The organism is Achromobacter sp. MFA1 R4 (genome assembly GCF_900156745.1).
In the GTDB taxonomy this organism is placed as follows: Bacteria; Pseudomonadota; Gammaproteobacteria; order Burkholderiales; family Burkholderiaceae_B; genus Achromobacter.
In genome coordinates this window covers 3,234,288-3,250,458 of sequence record NZ_LT707065.1, presented here as the reverse complement: position 1 = coordinate 3,250,458, position 16,171 = coordinate 3,234,288, and the positions used below count along the sequence as shown (strand labels likewise).

14 protein-coding genes are annotated in these 16,171 nt (G+C 65.2%); 8 read left to right on the top strand and 6 right to left on the bottom strand.

The genetic code is table 11. The annotated features are described in order from the left end of the window. Positions 1-16: 16 nt before the first annotated feature. From tssF to BXA00_RS14695, 7 genes are all read left to right on the top strand, one after another. Positions 17-1,753 carry a type VI secretion system baseplate subunit TssF gene (gene tssF / locus BXA00_RS14725; protein ID WP_197685544.1) on the top strand — a complete coding sequence of 579 codons (1,737 nt, stop codon included), beginning with the start codon at positions 17-19 and terminating at the stop codon, positions 1,751-1,753. Beyond that, the gene (tssG, locus tag BXA00_RS14720; protein WP_076519158.1) at positions 1,717-2,736 is read left to right on the top strand and encodes a type VI secretion system baseplate subunit TssG; all 1,020 of its coding nucleotides are present in this window, start codon (positions 1,717-1,719) and stop codon (positions 2,734-2,736) included. The genes tssF and tssG overlap by 37 nt, the downstream gene beginning before the upstream one ends. After that, positions 2,733-4,097, top strand: coding sequence for a type VI secretion system-associated FHA domain protein TagH (tagH, locus tag BXA00_RS14715; protein WP_076519157.1), 1,365 nt, complete (start codon positions 2,733-2,735; stop codon positions 4,095-4,097). The genes tssG and tagH overlap by 4 nt, the downstream gene beginning before the upstream one ends. Further along, positions 4,094-5,104 carry a type VI secretion system lipoprotein TssJ gene (gene tssJ / locus BXA00_RS14710; RefSeq protein ID WP_076519156.1) on the top strand — a complete coding sequence of 337 codons (1,011 nt, stop codon included), beginning with the start codon at positions 4,094-4,096 and terminating at the stop codon, positions 5,102-5,104. Before tagH ends, tssJ begins: the two co-directional genes overlap by 4 nt. Continuing rightward, positions 5,101-6,438, top strand: a complete 1,338-nt coding sequence (tssK, locus tag BXA00_RS14705; RefSeq protein WP_076519155.1) for a type VI secretion system baseplate subunit TssK — start codon at positions 5,101-5,103, stop codon at positions 6,436-6,438. The genes tssJ and tssK overlap by 4 nt, the downstream gene beginning before the upstream one ends. A gap of 1 nt (position 6,439) precedes the next feature. After that, a complete protein-coding gene (gene icmH / locus BXA00_RS14700; RefSeq protein WP_083714259.1) occupies positions 6,440-7,267 on the top strand; it encodes a type IVB secretion system protein IcmH/DotU in 828 nt (275 codons plus the stop codon). Positions 7,268-7,377: 110 nt separating this feature from the next. Beyond that, the gene (locus BXA00_RS14695) at positions 7,378-7,974 is read left to right on the top strand and encodes a PIN domain-containing protein (RefSeq protein ID WP_076521959.1); all 597 of its coding nucleotides are present in this window, start codon (positions 7,378-7,380) and stop codon (positions 7,972-7,974) included. A gap of 72 nt (positions 7,975-8,046) precedes the next feature. Here BXA00_RS14695 and BXA00_RS14690 read toward each other — a convergent pair whose 3' ends face one another. The 6 genes from BXA00_RS14690 to rpsO all read right to left on the bottom strand — a co-directional run bounded on the left by BXA00_RS14690 (position 8,047) and on the right by rpsO (position 15,235). Beyond that, the gene (locus tag BXA00_RS14690) at positions 8,047-9,552 is read right to left on the bottom strand and encodes a tripartite tricarboxylate transporter permease (RefSeq protein WP_076519154.1); all 1,506 of its coding nucleotides are present in this window, start codon (positions 9,550-9,552) and stop codon (positions 8,047-8,049) included. 9 nt (positions 9,553-9,561) lie between these two features. Then, positions 9,562-9,984, bottom strand: a complete 423-nt coding sequence (locus tag BXA00_RS14685; protein WP_076519153.1) for a tripartite tricarboxylate transporter TctB family protein — start codon at positions 9,982-9,984, stop codon at positions 9,562-9,564. Between the two features lie 568 nt (positions 9,985-10,552). Next, positions 10,553-11,770, bottom strand: coding sequence for a threonine ammonia-lyase (locus BXA00_RS14680; protein WP_076519152.1), 1,218 nt, complete (start codon positions 11,768-11,770; stop codon positions 10,553-10,555). A gap of 13 nt (positions 11,771-11,783) precedes the next feature. Then, positions 11,784-12,506: a hypothetical protein gene (locus BXA00_RS14675; protein ID WP_076519151.1), complete on the bottom strand. Its 723-nt coding sequence runs from the start codon at positions 12,504-12,506 to the stop codon at positions 11,784-11,786. Positions 12,507-12,712: 206 nt separating this feature from the next. Further along, the gene (gene pnp, locus BXA00_RS14670; protein ID WP_076519150.1) at positions 12,713-14,875 is read right to left on the bottom strand and encodes a polyribonucleotide nucleotidyltransferase; all 2,163 of its coding nucleotides are present in this window, start codon (positions 14,873-14,875) and stop codon (positions 12,713-12,715) included. A 90-nt stretch (positions 14,876-14,965) separates the two neighbouring features. After that, positions 14,966-15,235 (bottom strand): 30S ribosomal protein S15, encoded by a 270-nt coding sequence (gene rpsO, locus BXA00_RS14665; protein WP_006223612.1) that lies wholly within the window; start codon positions 15,233-15,235, stop codon positions 14,966-14,968. A gap of 315 nt (positions 15,236-15,550) precedes the next feature. Between rpsO and BXA00_RS14660 the strand changes: the two genes are divergently transcribed. Continuing rightward, positions 15,551-16,069 (top strand): hypothetical protein, encoded by a 519-nt coding sequence (locus tag BXA00_RS14660; RefSeq protein WP_076519149.1) that lies wholly within the window; start codon positions 15,551-15,553, stop codon positions 16,067-16,069. Positions 16,070-16,171 lie beyond the last annotated feature (102 nt).

The window sequence follows — 16,171 nt, the reverse complement described above, 5'->3', positions numbered from 1 at the left end:
AAAATTCCGCGAAGAAATGGATTACCTGCGCCGGCTCGGCCGCGAGTTCGCGCGCGACAATCCACAGCTCTCCCAGTTCCTGGGCGACGAGGCGGCCGATCCCGACGTGGAGCGGCTGCTGGAAGGCTTCGCGTTCCTCACCGCCAAGTTGCGCCTGAAGATCGAGGACGACCTTCCCGAACTGACGCATTCGCTGCTGCAGCTCTTGTGGCCGAATTACCTGCGTCCGTTGCCCAGCGTGACCATCATGCGCTTCGATCCGATCGACCGCGCCATCACGACGCGGCAGGTGATCCCCAAGGGCACGCAGGTCCTGTCCCGGCCCGTCGAGGGCATGCGCTGCGAATTCCGCACCTGCTCGGACGTCACGATCTATCCGCTGCGGATCCAGGACGTCAGCGATGCGCACACGCGCGAAAAGTCCATCGTGCGCGTCGACCTGGCGCCCATGGCGGGCAATGCGCTGGACAGCTTCGACTGCGACCAGTTGGATTTCCACCTGAGCGGAGACGACACGACCGCCCTCACCCTGTACCTGTGGCTGTCGCGCTACCTGGGCGAGATACGGGTCGAGGTCGACGGGCAGACGCGTCGGCTGTCGCCGCGCCAGGTCAGCTTTCCCGGCTTCTCCGCCGATGAAGCATTGCTGCCGTATCCCAAGAACGTCTTCGACGGGTATCGGATTCTGCAGGAATACTTCATCTTTCCGCGCCGCTTCCAATTCTTCAGCCTGACGGGGCTGCGTTCGCTGTGGCCGGCGCAGAGCACCAGCGCCGTCCGGATCGAATTCCATTTCAATCGCCCCATGCCGGCCGACATACGGCTGCGCAACGGCGACCTGATGCTGTATTGCACGCCGGCCGTGAACCTGTTCGCGCATGACGCCGAGCCCATCAACCTGAACGGACGCCTTGCCGAACAGCGGATCGTGCCAGGCGGACAGCGGCCCGACGCCTACGAGATCTTCAGCATCGACGACGTGAGCGGCTGGCATCGCAAGACCGATGGGCAACGCGGAAAATTCCTGCGCACCTTTCATCCCTTCGAATCCCTGCAGCACGAGATCGAGCACGCGCAGGGCCGCTCGGCGCTCTACTACCGCACGCGGATCGAGAAGGCGCTGGCCTCGGACGGGGTGCTGCATCGCGTGTCGTTCATCCGCAGCGACGAGACCGACTACATCGACGAGGACGAGACGGTCTCCCTGGCGCTGACGTGCACCAACAAGGATCTTCCGCTAGCCCTGGGCGTAGGCGACATCTGCCTGCAAACCCAGACCACGCCCACGTTTGCGAGCTACAGCAACGTCACGCGCCCGACGCCTTCCTATCGCCCTGTGCTGGACGGGGAACTGCAATGGACGCTCATTTCCAACCTGTCGCTCAACTACCTGTCGCTGCTGTCCACGGAACCGCTCAAGGCGGTCCTGCGCGGCTACGACTTCGCCGCGCTGCACGACATCCAGCGCGCGCGCGCCACCCGCAAGCGGCTGGACGGAATCGAGGACGCCGTCACCACGCCCACCGACCTGCTGATGAAGGGCCTGCCGATCCGCGGGCTGAAAACCCGCATCAGGCTGGACCCGCAGGCCTTCCTGTGTGAAGGCGACCTGTATCTCTTTGGCACCGTACTCAGCCACTTTCTTGCCCTGTACGCGAGCATCAATTCCTTTCATCTGCTGGAAGCGACCAACACCGGCAACAACGAGCACTACGAATGGCCACTGCAGACCGGCAAACAACCGTTGATCTAGCCGACCATCTGCTGGCCGACGCGAAGAACTACGACTTCTTCCGCCTGCTCGAGCAACTGCACGGCTTGCACGACGACAATCTGGAGGCGCCCGAGAGCGCGGAACCGGAGCGTCAGCGCGTCCGCCTGAGCAGCTATGCTGGACTGGGCTTTCCCGCTTCGGACGTCTCGCTGGCCGAACGGATGCCCGCATCGGCCAGCAGCGACTACCGCGTGCAGGCGACGTTCTTCGGCCTGCACGGGCCGGATTCTCCCTTGCCCGGCCACTACCTGGACCGCCTGGCCTACGAATACGGCCAGGGCGTCGGCATACGGCCGGCATTCCTGGACTTCTTTCACCACCGGCTGCTGACGCTGCTGCATCACGCGTGGCGCAAATACCGGTACTACGTGCGATTCCGGCGCGAGGCGCAGGACCGGTTCTCGCGCTATGTCTTTGCCATGGTGGGGCTGGGCGACGTCGAGTTGCGTGGCGTGACGCCCATCGCCTGGAGCCGGTTGCTGAGCTATGCGGGCGCGATTGCGGGCCGCAGCCGTTCCGCGCAGGTCGTCGCGGGCATCATCGCGCACTGCTTTGATTTGAAGACAGTGCATATCCGCGAATTTGAACCCCGGTACATGCACATCACGCCGGGACAGCGGCTCGCGCTGGGCGAACGCAACGGGGTGCTGGGCGACACCTTTGTCATCGGCAGCCGCGTGCGCACGCGCTACAGCAAGTTCACCATCGTCATTCCCGACCTCGACCAGCGGCGCTTTCGCGAATTCCTGCCCAGCGGCGAGAACTTCGAGCGTCTGCGCAAGCTGATCGACTTCCTGTTGCGCGACCCCGCCGCCTATGACCTGGACCTGGGCCTGCGTCAGGAAGAAGTGCCGCCGTTCAACCTGGGGCGCGCCAGCGGCGCCCATCTGGGCTGGACGAGCTTTGTCGCGCACACGGTCGTGCGCCGGTCCTCCCACGTCAGAATAAAGGCGCGCCTATGACACCCGCCCCCTCCGAGTGCGGCATCGCGCTCGTCGTCGCCAATCCCCAGGCGCTGCAGCATGGCAGCACGCCCCGGCACCGGTTCGGCATCGCCGGCGGCACCATCGGCAGCCACGGCGCGAGCTGGACGCTGGTCGACAAGGCCGGCCGCGTGCAGCCGGTCCACTGCGAAATCCGCCACAGCGACGGCGCCTTCTGCGTGATCGACCGTTCGGGCCTAACCCATGTCAACGGCGCGCGCGATCCGTTGGGCGCACAGGTCGGCGCACGCCTGAGCGACGGCGACATCCTGCACATCGGCCCCTATCAGGTTGCCGTGCACCTGCACGATGCGCAGCACGCGCTGCCGGACGCGTCCCGCCACCTTGCGCAGTACGAGGTGAGCGAAATCCTCAACGACCAGGGCGGCGGCATGGACGATTTGCCACGGGACCGCTACGTATTCGAGCGGGAAGGCGGCGCGCCTGCGCAGGACGCCGTCTTCCGGGCCCTGGCTGCGCCGCACGATCCCCACGCCGACCTGGACCCGTTGCGCGCCCTGGATGCCGCGGAACAGGCGGCGTCGGCCGCGCCGATGTCGCCCGACGCCGCTGACGCACTCAAGCCGTACGCGGCCCATGTGCCCACCCAACCGGACCTGGCCTCCACCCGCTATGCCGCGGTCGCCGGCTCGCCCAAGACCCCTACTGGAGATTTCCGCATGCCGCAGTCACGCGAACATTATCTTTCCGACCCGGCCTGGACGGCCGCATCGCCCGAGGCGGCCGGCGATACGCCGCAGGCGGCCGCGGCGCTGCTGCAGGGCATGGGCATTGCGCTCGACGATCTGGATACCCCGGCCAGCCGGACCCTGCTGCTCGAAGCCGGGCAGGCGCTGGGCGCGGCCATACGCGGCATTGCCGCGCTGTACGGCGCCGGGGCGGACCCGGCGCCGCGCATGGCGATGAACGCGCTGACCCTGCAGCCCATCGAAGACAATCCACTGCGCCTTGGCCAGAGCTATCCGGACACCCTGCGCGCCATGTTCTCCAGCAAGCGCAGCGTCGTGCATCTGTCGCCCATGGCCGCGGTCGAAGAAAGCATGACGCAACTGAAGCTGCACCAGGCGTCGGTGGTCAAGGGCATCGAGTCCGGGCTGGAAGCCCTGCTGCACGCCTTCTCGCCCGAGCACCTGCTGCAGCGTTTTCGCCGCTATCGTCCCGACCAGCCGGCGCAGGGCGACGACGGCGATTGGGCGTGGCGCATGTATGCCCATTACTACGATGAACTCAGCTCGGCGCGCCAACGCGGGTTCGAAAAGCTTTTCTGGGAAATCTTTGCGCAGGCCTATGACCGCGCACTGCGCGCGGAGGCCCAATGAGGCGCCTGGTTCCCCTCGGGCTGGCGTGCAGCCTGCTGGCCGGGTGCGGCTCGGTGGGCGAGGTCCTGACCAAGACCGGGCAGATCCTGATGGACCCATCGATCCCGGTGGGCGCGCCCGACGATCAGCCCAGCCAGATCGGCCTGAGCCTGTTCGCCGCCGAAGACGTCAACCCCAACCCCGAAAGCGCCCCCGCGCCGCAGCCGATCGACTCGCCCGCGGCTGCCGCGCTCGCGCGCGACAGTGGCGAGGGCCCCTTCGAGGTCAATCTCAAATCAGGCAGCCGGCGCGAGCTGATCGCCGGCCTGCGCGGCCTGCTGGACGAGCTGGAAGACACCGCGCCCGCGTCGCAGCCGCTCAGCCGCGTCGATCGGGGATCGTCTCGCATCGCGCAGCCCAAGGCCGCCGCGGCCCCCGCGCCGCTGCCCGAGGCGCTCGCCGCGTCGCCTCACTACCTGCCCAACCGCCGGTTCGGCGCTGGCCCGGCGCTGGCGAACCAGGGCGTGACGCGCGCGCCGTTGCCGCTGGCGCTCGAGAGCGGGGACGAGGCCGATGCGGACGCGCAGGGCCTGGAGCGCGGTCTGGGCCAGTACAGCCAGGGCACGAGCCACGCATTCACGGAGCCGGCCGCGCCGGCGCGCAGCATGGCCACGCCCATCGCATTCAAAGTGCTGCAGCTCAAGGATGATTCGCTCCTGCTGAACGCGGACCCGCTGCTGCTGGCGCGGGACCTGAAGAAGGCGCTGGGCACCACGTTCGTGACCGAGGACGACTATGTCCTGCAGCCAGGACAGTTCAAGTACATCGATTTCGCGCGCATCCAGGAGGACACGCGCTACGTCGCCATCGTGGCCGACTTCCATGAACAGAATGGCGCCGTGTGGAAGCAGGCCTTCCGGATCGAGCCAAAAGGGCGCAAATACGCCCTGCTGCTGACCCTGCGCGGTACCCGCGTCGCCATTACCGACGAAAGCCGCCGCCCCTCGCCTTCGAGTCCCCAACCATGACATCACGCAATCCCGTTATCTGGAGCGAGGGGCTTTTCGTCAAGCCCCAGCATTTCCAGCAGCACGCCCGCGCCGCCGAGCATCACGTCAACCAGCGCGTGAACGGCGTCAGCGAGCACCTCTATGGCTTCAGCGAGCTGGAGCTCAACCAGGAGTACCTGAGCTTCGGCAAGATCGCGATCGTGCGCGCGCGCGGCGTCATGCCGGACGGGAGCGTGTTCGACATCCCCAACGATCAGCCGCCGCCCGTGCCCCTGCCCATCACCGACGCGTCGGCCGTCAACCAGACGGTGTACCTGACCCTGCCGCTGCGCTCCGACGGCGTGCTGGAGGTGCAATGGCCCGACACCTACGCCAATGCCCGCTACGTGACGCGCAGCGAAGAGGTCCGCGACACGCACAGCCAGGAAGGCGACTACGTGCCCATGAACCTGGCCGCGTTGAACCTGCAATTGGCGCTGGAGCGCGACGACCGCAGCGCGTTTACCGGCATTGCCCTGTGCCGCCTGCTGGACCGGCGGCCCGACGGCAGCCTGTTGCTGGACGAGACGTTCTATCCCACCGGCATTTCGCTGAACGCGATTCCTCCGCTCAAGCGCTATCTCGGGGAAATTGCCGGGCTGATGCGAGAGCGCGCGAAGAACATCGCCGAGCGCATCGGCTCGCCCGGCCAGGCTGGCGTGGCCGATGTGACCGATTTCAATCTGCTGCTGGTGCTCAACCGCCTGCACCCCTTGTTCCTGCACCTGTCCCGATTAAGGCGCGTCCACCCGGAACAGCTTTACATCGCGTTCAGCCAGGCCTGCGGCGAGCTGGTCACGTTTACCGACGAAGGCCGCCTGCCCCAGGAGTATCCGGCCTACCAGCACGACGACCCGCGCGCCTCGTTCCGCGTGCTCGAAGAGACGCTGCGCCGCGCGCTGAGCACCGTGCTGCAGCCCCGCGCCGTATCGCTGCCCATCGAGCGCCAGCAGTACGGCGTGCTGACCGCGGCGGTGCACGACCGGCGCCTGTATGCCGAGGCCGATTTCATCCTGGCCGTGCGTGCGCGCATGCCGCTGGACAAGCTGCGGCAGCAGTTCGTGCAGCAGGCGAAGGTGACATCGATGGAAAGGCTGGGCGAACTGGTCAGCCTGCAGCTTCCCGGCATCCCCCTCTTGCCCCTGCCCGTCGCGCCCCGGCATCTGCCCTTTCATGCCGGATTCACGTACTTCCAGTTCGACCGCAGCCACCCGAGCTGGCAGATGATGCGCGAGACCGCCGGCTTTGGTTTCCACATTGCGGGGGACTATCCAGAAATGGAATTGCAGTTCTGGGCAATCAGGAGCCAATGACATGAAACCCATCAAGAATGCCCATTCCGGTCCTGGCGGATTTTTGCGCACCAGTCCCGTCGCGGTGATCGACCAGAAAGGAATAATCGCGTTCGACACCATCGAGAATATAGACCGCGACGCCGATCTGGGATTCCAGCTTCGCGGACACGGCTACAACCCCCTGGTGGACGGGGCGCTGCCGTTATTCGGACTGGTCATCCGCCTGCGCAAGCTTGACGCCTACGAAGGCATCGAACAGTTATACGGCGCCGTGCGCGACCAGATTTCCGCACTGGACGAAGAAATCCGCCAGCACGGCTATGACAGCGCCACGCAGCTCGCCTATCGCTATGCGCTGTGCACCTTCATCGACGAGGCGGTCATGGGCACGCCGTGGGGCGCGCATTCGCGCTGGGCCGAGCGGTCGCTGCTCAGCGTGAATCACAACGAAACCTGGGGCGGGGAAAAGTTCTTCACGGTGCTTTCGCGCATGATGATGGACCCGGCCAAATACCGCGACGTGCTGGAATTCAAATACCTGTGCCTGTGCCTGGGATTCAAAGGCAAATACGGCATGCAACATAATCAGGTCGAAGCGCTCCAGTCGATTATTACCAAACTGCACCGGGAACTGCGGGCGATGCGGGGAGAAACGCCGGAGGCCCTGACCGACGCACAGGAAAACATCGTGTCCAGCCGTTATCGGGTGGGCCGGCTGTGGCCGTGGTGGACGCCATGGGTGGGCGCGCTGGCGCTGTTGGTGGTCGTCTATGCGGTTTTCGCGACCAGCCTGCACGGCACGAGCGAGCTGGTGCTGAAGGCGCTGGACGAAATACTCAAAAAGTGACGGCCGCGGCGGCAAGGCGCCGAAAAAAACACTATTCTTCTGCCTTGCCCTCAATTCAAGCCCGGCCCGGCCGCCCACGCGTCTTGCCCAAGCCGGTGACAGATCACATCTTGACCTCCCCCCCGTCCTCCCCGCCGTTCATCGTCCTGGACGCCTGCGTCCTCATGTCTGGAATCCTGCGCCGGCTGTTGCTGCGGCTGGCCGAGGCCGGGGTGTTCCAGCCGGTCTGGACCGAACGCATCGGCGAGGAATGGCGCCGCAATGCCTGCCGCATCTGGGACATCCCGCCGGAGGTGATGGCCGAATTCTGGGTCGACATGAATGCGCGGTTTCCGGGGGCCATGGAAACCGACACGCAGGTCTATGAGGCGTCGCTGCGCTACAGCGACCCCAAGGACTTCCATGTCATCGCGGCGGGACTGGCGCGGCGCGCCCGTTGCGGGCTGCCTCAGACGCCGACGGTGCAGGTCCTGACCTGGAACCTGAAGGATTTCAACCGGTCGGAGCTGCGCCGCCAGGGTTTGGACGTCTACAACCCGGACCGGATGCTGGTGCAGTGGTGGCACGCGGGGTCCGCGAACATGCAGGACGCCATCGCCATGATCCCGGCCGATTATGTGGCGCTGGGCCGCGAGCCCGAGCCCTTGACCGCCACCCTGCACCGCGAGCGCCTGTACGGCCTGAAGAACCTGGTGGCCCGGCAGTAAAAAAAGGGGCCTGGCCAGCTTGCGCCAAACCAGACCCGGAGCCAACCAATAGCCGGAAAGTCAGTCAGTCGGTCAGTCGACCTCGACGAAGGCTTCCTCGCGTTTCTTGCGCAGCGCGGGCAGCGCGACCAGGACCAGCAGAATGACGGCCAAGCCAAGCAGCGTGGCCGACAGCGGCCGCGTGACGAAGGTGGAGAATTCGCCGCGCGACAGCAGCAGCGCCCGGCGGAAGTTCTCTTCCATCATCGGACCCAGCACCAGGCCAAGCAGCAGCGGCGCGCCTTCGCAGCCCAGCTTGCTCCAGACGTAGCCCACGATGCCGAAGATGGCGAACATGAAGATGTCGAACGCGTTGTAGTTCAGTGAATACACGCCGATCGTGCAGAACACCAGGATCGCGGGGAACAGCATGCGGTAAGGCACGCGCAGCAGTTTCACCCAGATGCCGATCAGGGGCAGGTTCAGCACCACCAGCATCAGGTTGCCGATCCACATCGAGGCGATCAGGCCCCAGAAGAGCTCGGGGTGGCTGGACATGACCTGCGGCCCCGGCTGGATGTTGTGGATGGTCATCGCGCCCACCATCAGCGCCATCACCGCATTGCCCGGGATGCCCAGGGTCAGCAGCGGGATGAACGAGGTCTGCGCGCCCGCGTTGTTGGCGGACTCGGGACCCGCCAGCCCGGCGGGATGGCCCTTGCCGAAACGCTCCGGTTCCTTCGAGAGCTTCTTTTCCATCGTGTAGGACGCGAAGGCCGACAGCACCGACCCGCCGCCGGGCAGGATGCCCAGGGCCGAGCCCAGCGCGGTGCCGCGCACGATGGCCGGCGCGGCCTCGCGGAATTCCTGGCGGCTGGGATACAGCGACCCGACCTTGTCGGTGATCTCGACCCGGTTCTCCTTGAGCTCTAGATTGCTCATGATTTCCGACAGGCCGAACACGCCCATGGCCACGATGGCAAAGTCGATGCCGTCCTGCAGTTCCGGGATGCTGAAGTCATAGCGCGCGACGCCCGAGTTGACGTCGGTGCCCACCATGCCCAGCAAGAGGCCCAGCAGGATCATGCAGATGGCCTTGGGCAGCGAGCCCGAGGCCAACACCACGGCGCCGATCAGGCCCAGGGCCATCAGCGAGAAGTACTCGGCCGGGCCGAACGCGAACGCCACTTCGGCCAGCGGCGGCGCGAAGGCGGCGATCAGCACGGTGGCCACGCTGCCCGCAAAGAACGAACCGATGGCGGCCAGCGATAACGCGGCGCCGGCGCGGCCGTTGCGGGCCATCTGGTGCCCGTCCAGCACGGTCACCACCGCCGAGGTCTCGCCCGGCAGGTTCACCAGGATGGCCGTGGTCGAGCCGCCGTATTGGGTGCCGTAATAGATGCCGGCCAGCATGATGAGGCCCGCGGTGGGCGGCAGCACATAGGTGATGGGCAGCAGCATGGCGATGGTGGGCACCGGGCCCAGGCCCGGCAGGACGCCGACCAGCGTGCCCAGCAGGCAGCCGATGAAGGCGTAAGTCAGGTTTTCCGGCGTGAAAGCCACCGAAAACCCCAGCATCAGGTTCTGAAGCAGTTCCATGTCCGGTCCTTAATTGGTGAGCACGCTGGGCCACAGCGGAAAGATCAGTCCCAACCCGCGAATGAACGCAAGGTAGGAAAACGCCACGAGGAACAGGCCGTTGGCGACGGCGACCTTCCAGTTGAATTCGTGGCTGGCGACGCTGCTGATGACGACCAGCATGAAGACCGAGAGATACAGCCCCAGATAGCGCAGCGCAAAGCCATAGAGAAAGACCGAGCCGACCACCAGGAAGAGGATGCGGAAGTCGTAGCGGCTGACCGTGGTGGTCTCGGCACGCGGCGACAAGGCGCTCATCAGCACCGTCGCGCCCATCAGCGCCAGCACGATGCCCAGCCAGAACGGAAAGTAGCCCGGCCCCATGCGGGCGGCGCTGCCCATGGAGTACTGGGTAGCCTGCACGGCAAAGGCTCCCCCCAAAACAATGAACATCACACCGGACCAGAAATCCTGTCGGTTTTTTATCAAGCTGCTGTCTCCCTAAACTGCCGCGCGGGGCGGATCGATGCCTGCCAAGGCGCGTATTTCTCATCCAACGCAACCGCCCGGAAGCGGCGGCAACGTCATGAACGCCGGATGGTAAATCGTGGAACGACACAGTTCCTATCCGTACCAACCATGATTTTGTTGGGGATATTCCCGTGACCATGGACCGGACGCCCGGGGGGCGAATGGTGCTTGCGCAAGGGTGGTTTCACACCAGAACCGGCCGGGAGAGCGCGCGGATGCTACGGGTTTCGCAAATTCAGGAAAGTTCCCGGTTTCGCAAAAATAATTTTTACTGAAACATTAAGATGCATTTTCCCTTTCCACGGCCGCCTGCCCGAGCGGTCTTGCCAAGCGCAGGCATCGCGCGCGGACAAGCCGCAATGGGGATGTCGACGCGCAAAAAAATTCAGCCGGCAGGCGCATGATTGCGCATGCCGGCTGGCGGACAAGTTGACAGGCAGGTTAAAGCAATTTGAAAGCTTCATGCCGGCGCCCGGCGCCGGCGGACCGATCAATGATCGTGATTGCTGGCGGCAAAGCCCGCCGCATTCAGGATGTCGATCACTTCCTGGATGTGCTCGGGACCGCGCGTCTGGAGCACGAAGTCGACCTCGACATTGCGCACCGGCAAGGAGGTAAACGCGCGCTGGTGATGGACCTCGGTGATGTTGGCCTGGGCATCGGCGATGAGCTTGGTGGCATGGGCCAACGCCCCCGGCAGATCGCGCAGGTCGACGCGAATGCGGGCCAGGCGGCCGGCGCGCACCATGCCCCGCTCGATGAGTTCGCCCAGCATCAGCGGATCGATATTGCCGCCGGTCAGGACCAGCCCGATGCGCTTGCCCTTGTAGCGGTCGCTGCCTTCTTCCTGGGCGCGCAGCAGCGCCGCCAGGCCGGCGGCCCCCGCCCCTTCGACGACGGTCTTTTCGATTTCCAGCAGCACCACGATGGCGTGTTCGATGTCCGCCTCGCTGACCAGTTCGATGCGGTCGACCAGCCGCTGCACGATGGGCAGCGTCAGGTCGCCGGGCGACTTGACGGCGATGCCCTCGGCGATGGTGTACTGCCCGGGCGGCATGGTCGTCCCCTTGACCGCCGCGTACATGGCGGGAAAGCGCTCGGTCTGGACGCCGACGATCTCGATGCCGGGCTTGACCGCCTTGGCAGCCGTGGCGATGCCCGAAATCAGGCCGCCCCCGCCGATGGCGATGACGAGCGTGTCGAGCGCCGGCTGGTCTTCCAGCATTTCCAGCGCGACCGTTCCCTGCCCCGCGATCACGGCTTCGTCGTCGTAGGGATGGATCATGATGAGGCCGCGTTCGCGCGCCAGCTCGTAGCCGCGCGCCTTGGCGTCGTCAAAGGTGTCGCCCGCCAGGACGACTTCCGCACCGAACCGCCGCGTGTTGGCGACCTTGACGGTCGGCGTGAAGCGCGGCATCACGATCACGGCGGGCACGCCCATGCGCTGCGCATGATAGGCCACGCCCTGCGCGTGGTTGCCGGCCGACACGGCGATCACGCCCTTGGCGCGCTCCTCGTCCGAGAGCGTGAGCATGCGGTTCAGCGCGCCCCGTTCCTTGAAAGAGGCGGTGAACTGCAGATTCTCGAACTTCAGCCAGATTTCGGCACCGAAGATGTCGGACAGCGTGCGCGACAGGGTAAATGGGGTCTTCAGCACCTGGCCGCGCAGGTTGTCGCGGGCGGTCTGGATGGAGGCGATATCGATCACGATGGAAATCCTGTTAACGCACAGGCAGGAAGTTGAATAGCAAGAGGCCCTGGGCGTAGTTGATGCCGATGCGCCGGGAGTTTTCGCCCAGCAGGTTGGCGATCAGGTCCAGCCGGCCGATGATGGCGCCGAACTCGCGCTCGAAGCTGAGATTGGTGGCGTCCGGGGAAATTTCATTGGCGAGCAGCAGCAATTCGCCCTGGTTGTTGCGGCGCGTGGCCAGGAGCCAGGCCGCCGCCTCGACGTTCCGTGCGGCATTGTAGACCCGCTGGCCGTCCAGGGCGTCGGTGGCGTAGAGGCGCGTCTTGCCGTTGTGGGCGGCGATGATGGTGTCCGCCAGGCCGTAGATGAAGGCGCCGACCCGGTCGCCCGAATAGTTGGGATCCAGCGCCACCGCCAGGATCTGGATATCGCGCAGCCCGGCGAGGTCGCTGGGCGGGACGCGGACTTCGATGGAATGCTTGACGCGGTTGACCGCGGCGGCCAGGTCCGGCACGCCGGTCTTGCGCCATTCGCGCGGATTGCGCCGGTACAGCTTGTCGAGCAGCGCATACAGGCTGGCAAGGTTGTCGCGCACTTCCAGGGTGACGGTGCGGTTGAAGTCCGTCTGCGCAAACTGGTCGGCGGACATGTCTTCGCCCTTGGGGCCGCGCTGGCCCGCCGTGGGCGTCATGCACCCGGTCAGCAGCGCTGCCAGCAGCGCCGCCGTGGCTGCGGTTATCGGCCACGCCGTCATGCCTTGCTCATCCGAATGCCCCCTTTTCGATGATGCGTCGAGCGCGCGCCTGCGGCAAACGGGCGGCGCCTCTCTCGCGCAAGACTTTACCGTAAGCCAGGCGGACAGGGGAACCACGGCGCCGGGGACGCGCCCGCCTGGACGAGGGCAAAAAAAAACGGCGCCCGATCGTCGCGGCGCCGTTCTTCAATCAGGATGCTGCAGGCTTATTCGGCTTGCGGTTCCGATTGGGGGGCAGCTTCGGGAGCGGCAGCGGGCTGCTGCTGCTCGATGCCGCCGATCGCCTTGATGGACAGGCGCAGGCGGCCCTTGTCGTCGGCCTCGATGACCTTGACGCGGACTTGCTGGCCGACCTTCAGCACATCGTTGATGTTCGCGATGCGGTAGTTGGCGATTTCGGAGATGTGCAGCAGGCCGTCGCGGCCCGGCAGCACTTGCACGATGGCGCCGAAGTCCAGCAGGCGCAGGACCGAGCCTTCGTAGATCTGGCCCACTTCGACGTCGGCGGTCAGTTCGACGATGCGGCGTTGGGCTTCCTTGGCCTGCGTTTCGTCGACGCTGGCGATCACGATCGTGCCGTCGTCGGAGATGTCGATCTGCGTGCCGGTCTCTTCGGTCAGCGCGCGGATGGTGGCGCCGCCCTTGCCGATCACGTCACGGATCTTCTCGGGGTTGATCTTGATGGTCAGCATGCGCGGCGCGAAAGCCGACAGCTCGCCGCGCGAACCGTCCAGGGCTTCCTTCATCTTGCCGAGGATGTGCAGACGGCCTTCGCGGGCCTGGTCCAGCGCAACCTGCATGATTTCCTTGGTGATGCCCTGGATCTTGATGTCCATCTGCAGTGCGGTGACGCCGTTTTCGGTGCCCGCAACCTTGAAGTCCATGTCGCCCAGGTGATCTTCGTCGCCCAGGATGTCCGTCAGCACGGCGAACTTGCCGCCGTCCAGGATCAGGCCCATGGCCACGCCGGCCACGTGATCCTTGACCGGCACGCCGGCGTCCATCATGGCGAGCGAGCCGCCGCAGACCGAGGCCATCGACGAGGAGCCGTTGGATTCGGTGATTTCCGACACGAGGCGGATCGTGTACTGGAAGTCTTCGGGCGCCGGCAGCAGCGGCACCAGCGAGCGCTTGGCGAGGCGGCCGTGGCCGATTTCACGGCGCTTGGGCACACCGATGCGGCCCGTTTCGCCGGTGGCGAACGGAGGCATGTTGTAGTGCATCATGAAGCGGTCACGGTATTCGCCCATGAGCGCGTCGATGATCTGCTCGTCCTGCTTGGTGCCCAGCGTGGCCACGACCAGCGCCTGGGTTTCACCGCGGGTGAACAGGGCGCTGCCGTGCGCGCGGGGCAGCACGCCCAGGCGCACGCTGATCGGGCGCACCGTGCGGGTGTCGCGGCCGTCGATGCGCGGCTCGCCGTTCAGGATCTGGCCGCGGACGATGGCCGATTCCAGCGAGAACAGGATGTTGTCGACCGTGACGGCGTCCGGGGCGGATTCGCCCTTTTCGGCGGCAGCGGCGGCCAGCTTGGCCGACACGTCCGAGTAGACTTCGCGCAGCTTGGTGGTGCGAGCCTGCTTTTCGCGGATCTGGTAGGCGGCGTTCAGGCCTTCCTGGGCAGCGGCGGTGACCGCGGCGATCAGGGCCTCGTCCTTGGCGGGAGCTTGCCATTCCCAATCGGGCTTGCCAGCGTCCTTCACCAATTCGTGAATGGCGTTGATGACGGTCTGCATTTGCTGGTGGCCGTAGACCACGCCGCCCAGCATGACTTCTTCGGACAGCTGGTCAGCTTCCGATTCCACCATCAGCACGGCGTTTTCGGTACCGGCGACAACCAGGTTCAGCTTGGACGACTTCAGGTCCGAGGCGGTCGGGTTGATGGTGTACTGACCATCGATGTAACCCACGCGCGCGGCGCCGATCGGGCCGTTGAACGGGATGCCCGAGATGGCCAGCGCGGCGGAGGCGCCGATCATGGCGGGGATGTCGGGATCGATTTCAGGATTGACCGACAGCGTGTGCAGGACCACCTGGACTTCGTTGTAGAAGTCTTCGGGGAACAGCGGACGCAGGGGACGGTCGATCAGGCGCGAGGTCAGCGTTTCCTTTTCGGACGGCTTGCCTTCGCGCTTGAAGAACCCACCCGGGATGCGGCCGGCGGCGTAGGTCTTTTCGATGTAGTCGACGGTCAGCGGGAAGAACGTCTGGCCCGGCTTGGCCTTCTTGGAAGCCACGACAGTGGCCAGGACGACGGTGTCCTCGATCGACACCACCACGGCGCCGGAGGCCTGGCGAGCGATCTCGCCAGTTTCCAGGACGACCGTGTGCTGGCCGTACTGGAACGATTTAGTCACTTTATTGAACATGACGATTATTCCTTACAAATGAAAAACCGTGGCCGCTGCGACATGCGTCGCACCGACCACGGTTGCGTCATGGGGAGCCAGCCCCGTCGATCACTTGCGCAGACCGAGTTTTTCGATCAGTGCGCGGTACGAATCGGGATTGCGGCCCTTGAGATAGTCGAGCAGCTTGCGGCGACGGCTGACCATACGCAGCAGACCGCGGCGCGAGTGATGGTCCTTCATGTGTTCTTTGAAGTGACCAGTCAGTTCGTTGATACGGGCGGTGAGCAGAGCCACCTGGACTTCGGGGGAGCCGGTATCGCCTTGAGCGCGTTGGAATTGCGCAACGATATCGGATTTCTTGATGTCAGCTACAGACATTGATGACCTCTTCGGACATGCGACAGGGCCGAGGCGCCCTGACGTGGTTTGGAAAAAATTTGCGCGAGCCAGGCTTGAATTCGCTTTCTCACTGCTGCCGTTGGCGGGATCGGGCGGCGCCTGTACATGGGGCTGTGCGCCATGTTGAGGGCGTCTGCGCTATCCCCCTGCGGCTGGCGCAAAGGATCTTGCAGAATCAATACATTTGATAAAGCTCGATGATTATAGCCGATTCGCTAGAATTACCCCAGCAAGGACACCGGCCCCGGCCCAGGGCCAACCCCGGGGCCAGGCGCACCCGACAGGAGCATGGACATGACTAGCTTTTACCGAACGGCCCGCGTGGCCCTGGCGTCGATCTCTCTGGCCGGGCTGGCCGCCTGCGCAAACATGGCCCAGGTTCCGCCCGGCACGCCGCTCTCGCAGGTGCAGGCGCAATTCGGCGCGCCCAACTTCGAATGTCCGCAGGCGGGCGGCGGACGGCGGGTGATCTGGACGCAGCAACCGATGGGCCAATACGCCTGGGGCGCAAACGTCGCCCCGGACGGGCGCGTTGACCGCGTGCTGCCGCTTTTGACCGACGCGCACTTCAAGGTGCTGGAAACGGGCGATTGGGGGCCGGAACGGGTCCGATGCGAATTCGGGCCGCCGGCCCGCATCGACCTGGTGGGCCTGGGCGAAAAGCGCGAGGTCGTCTGGTCGTACCGCTATAAAGAAAACAGCGTGTGGAATTCGCTGATGTACGTGTACATGAGCCGCGACGGCAGCAAGGTGACGCACTTTCACCCCGGCCCCGATCCCATGTACGACGCCGACCGCTTCAACTGGTGGTAAACGCCGGCAGGCCCTGCGGCCTGCCCGGCCCGCCCGCCACGCAAACGAAAAACAATACGGAAATTGGCGGGTTTTGCTTTGGGCTTGCCCATCACCTCATCT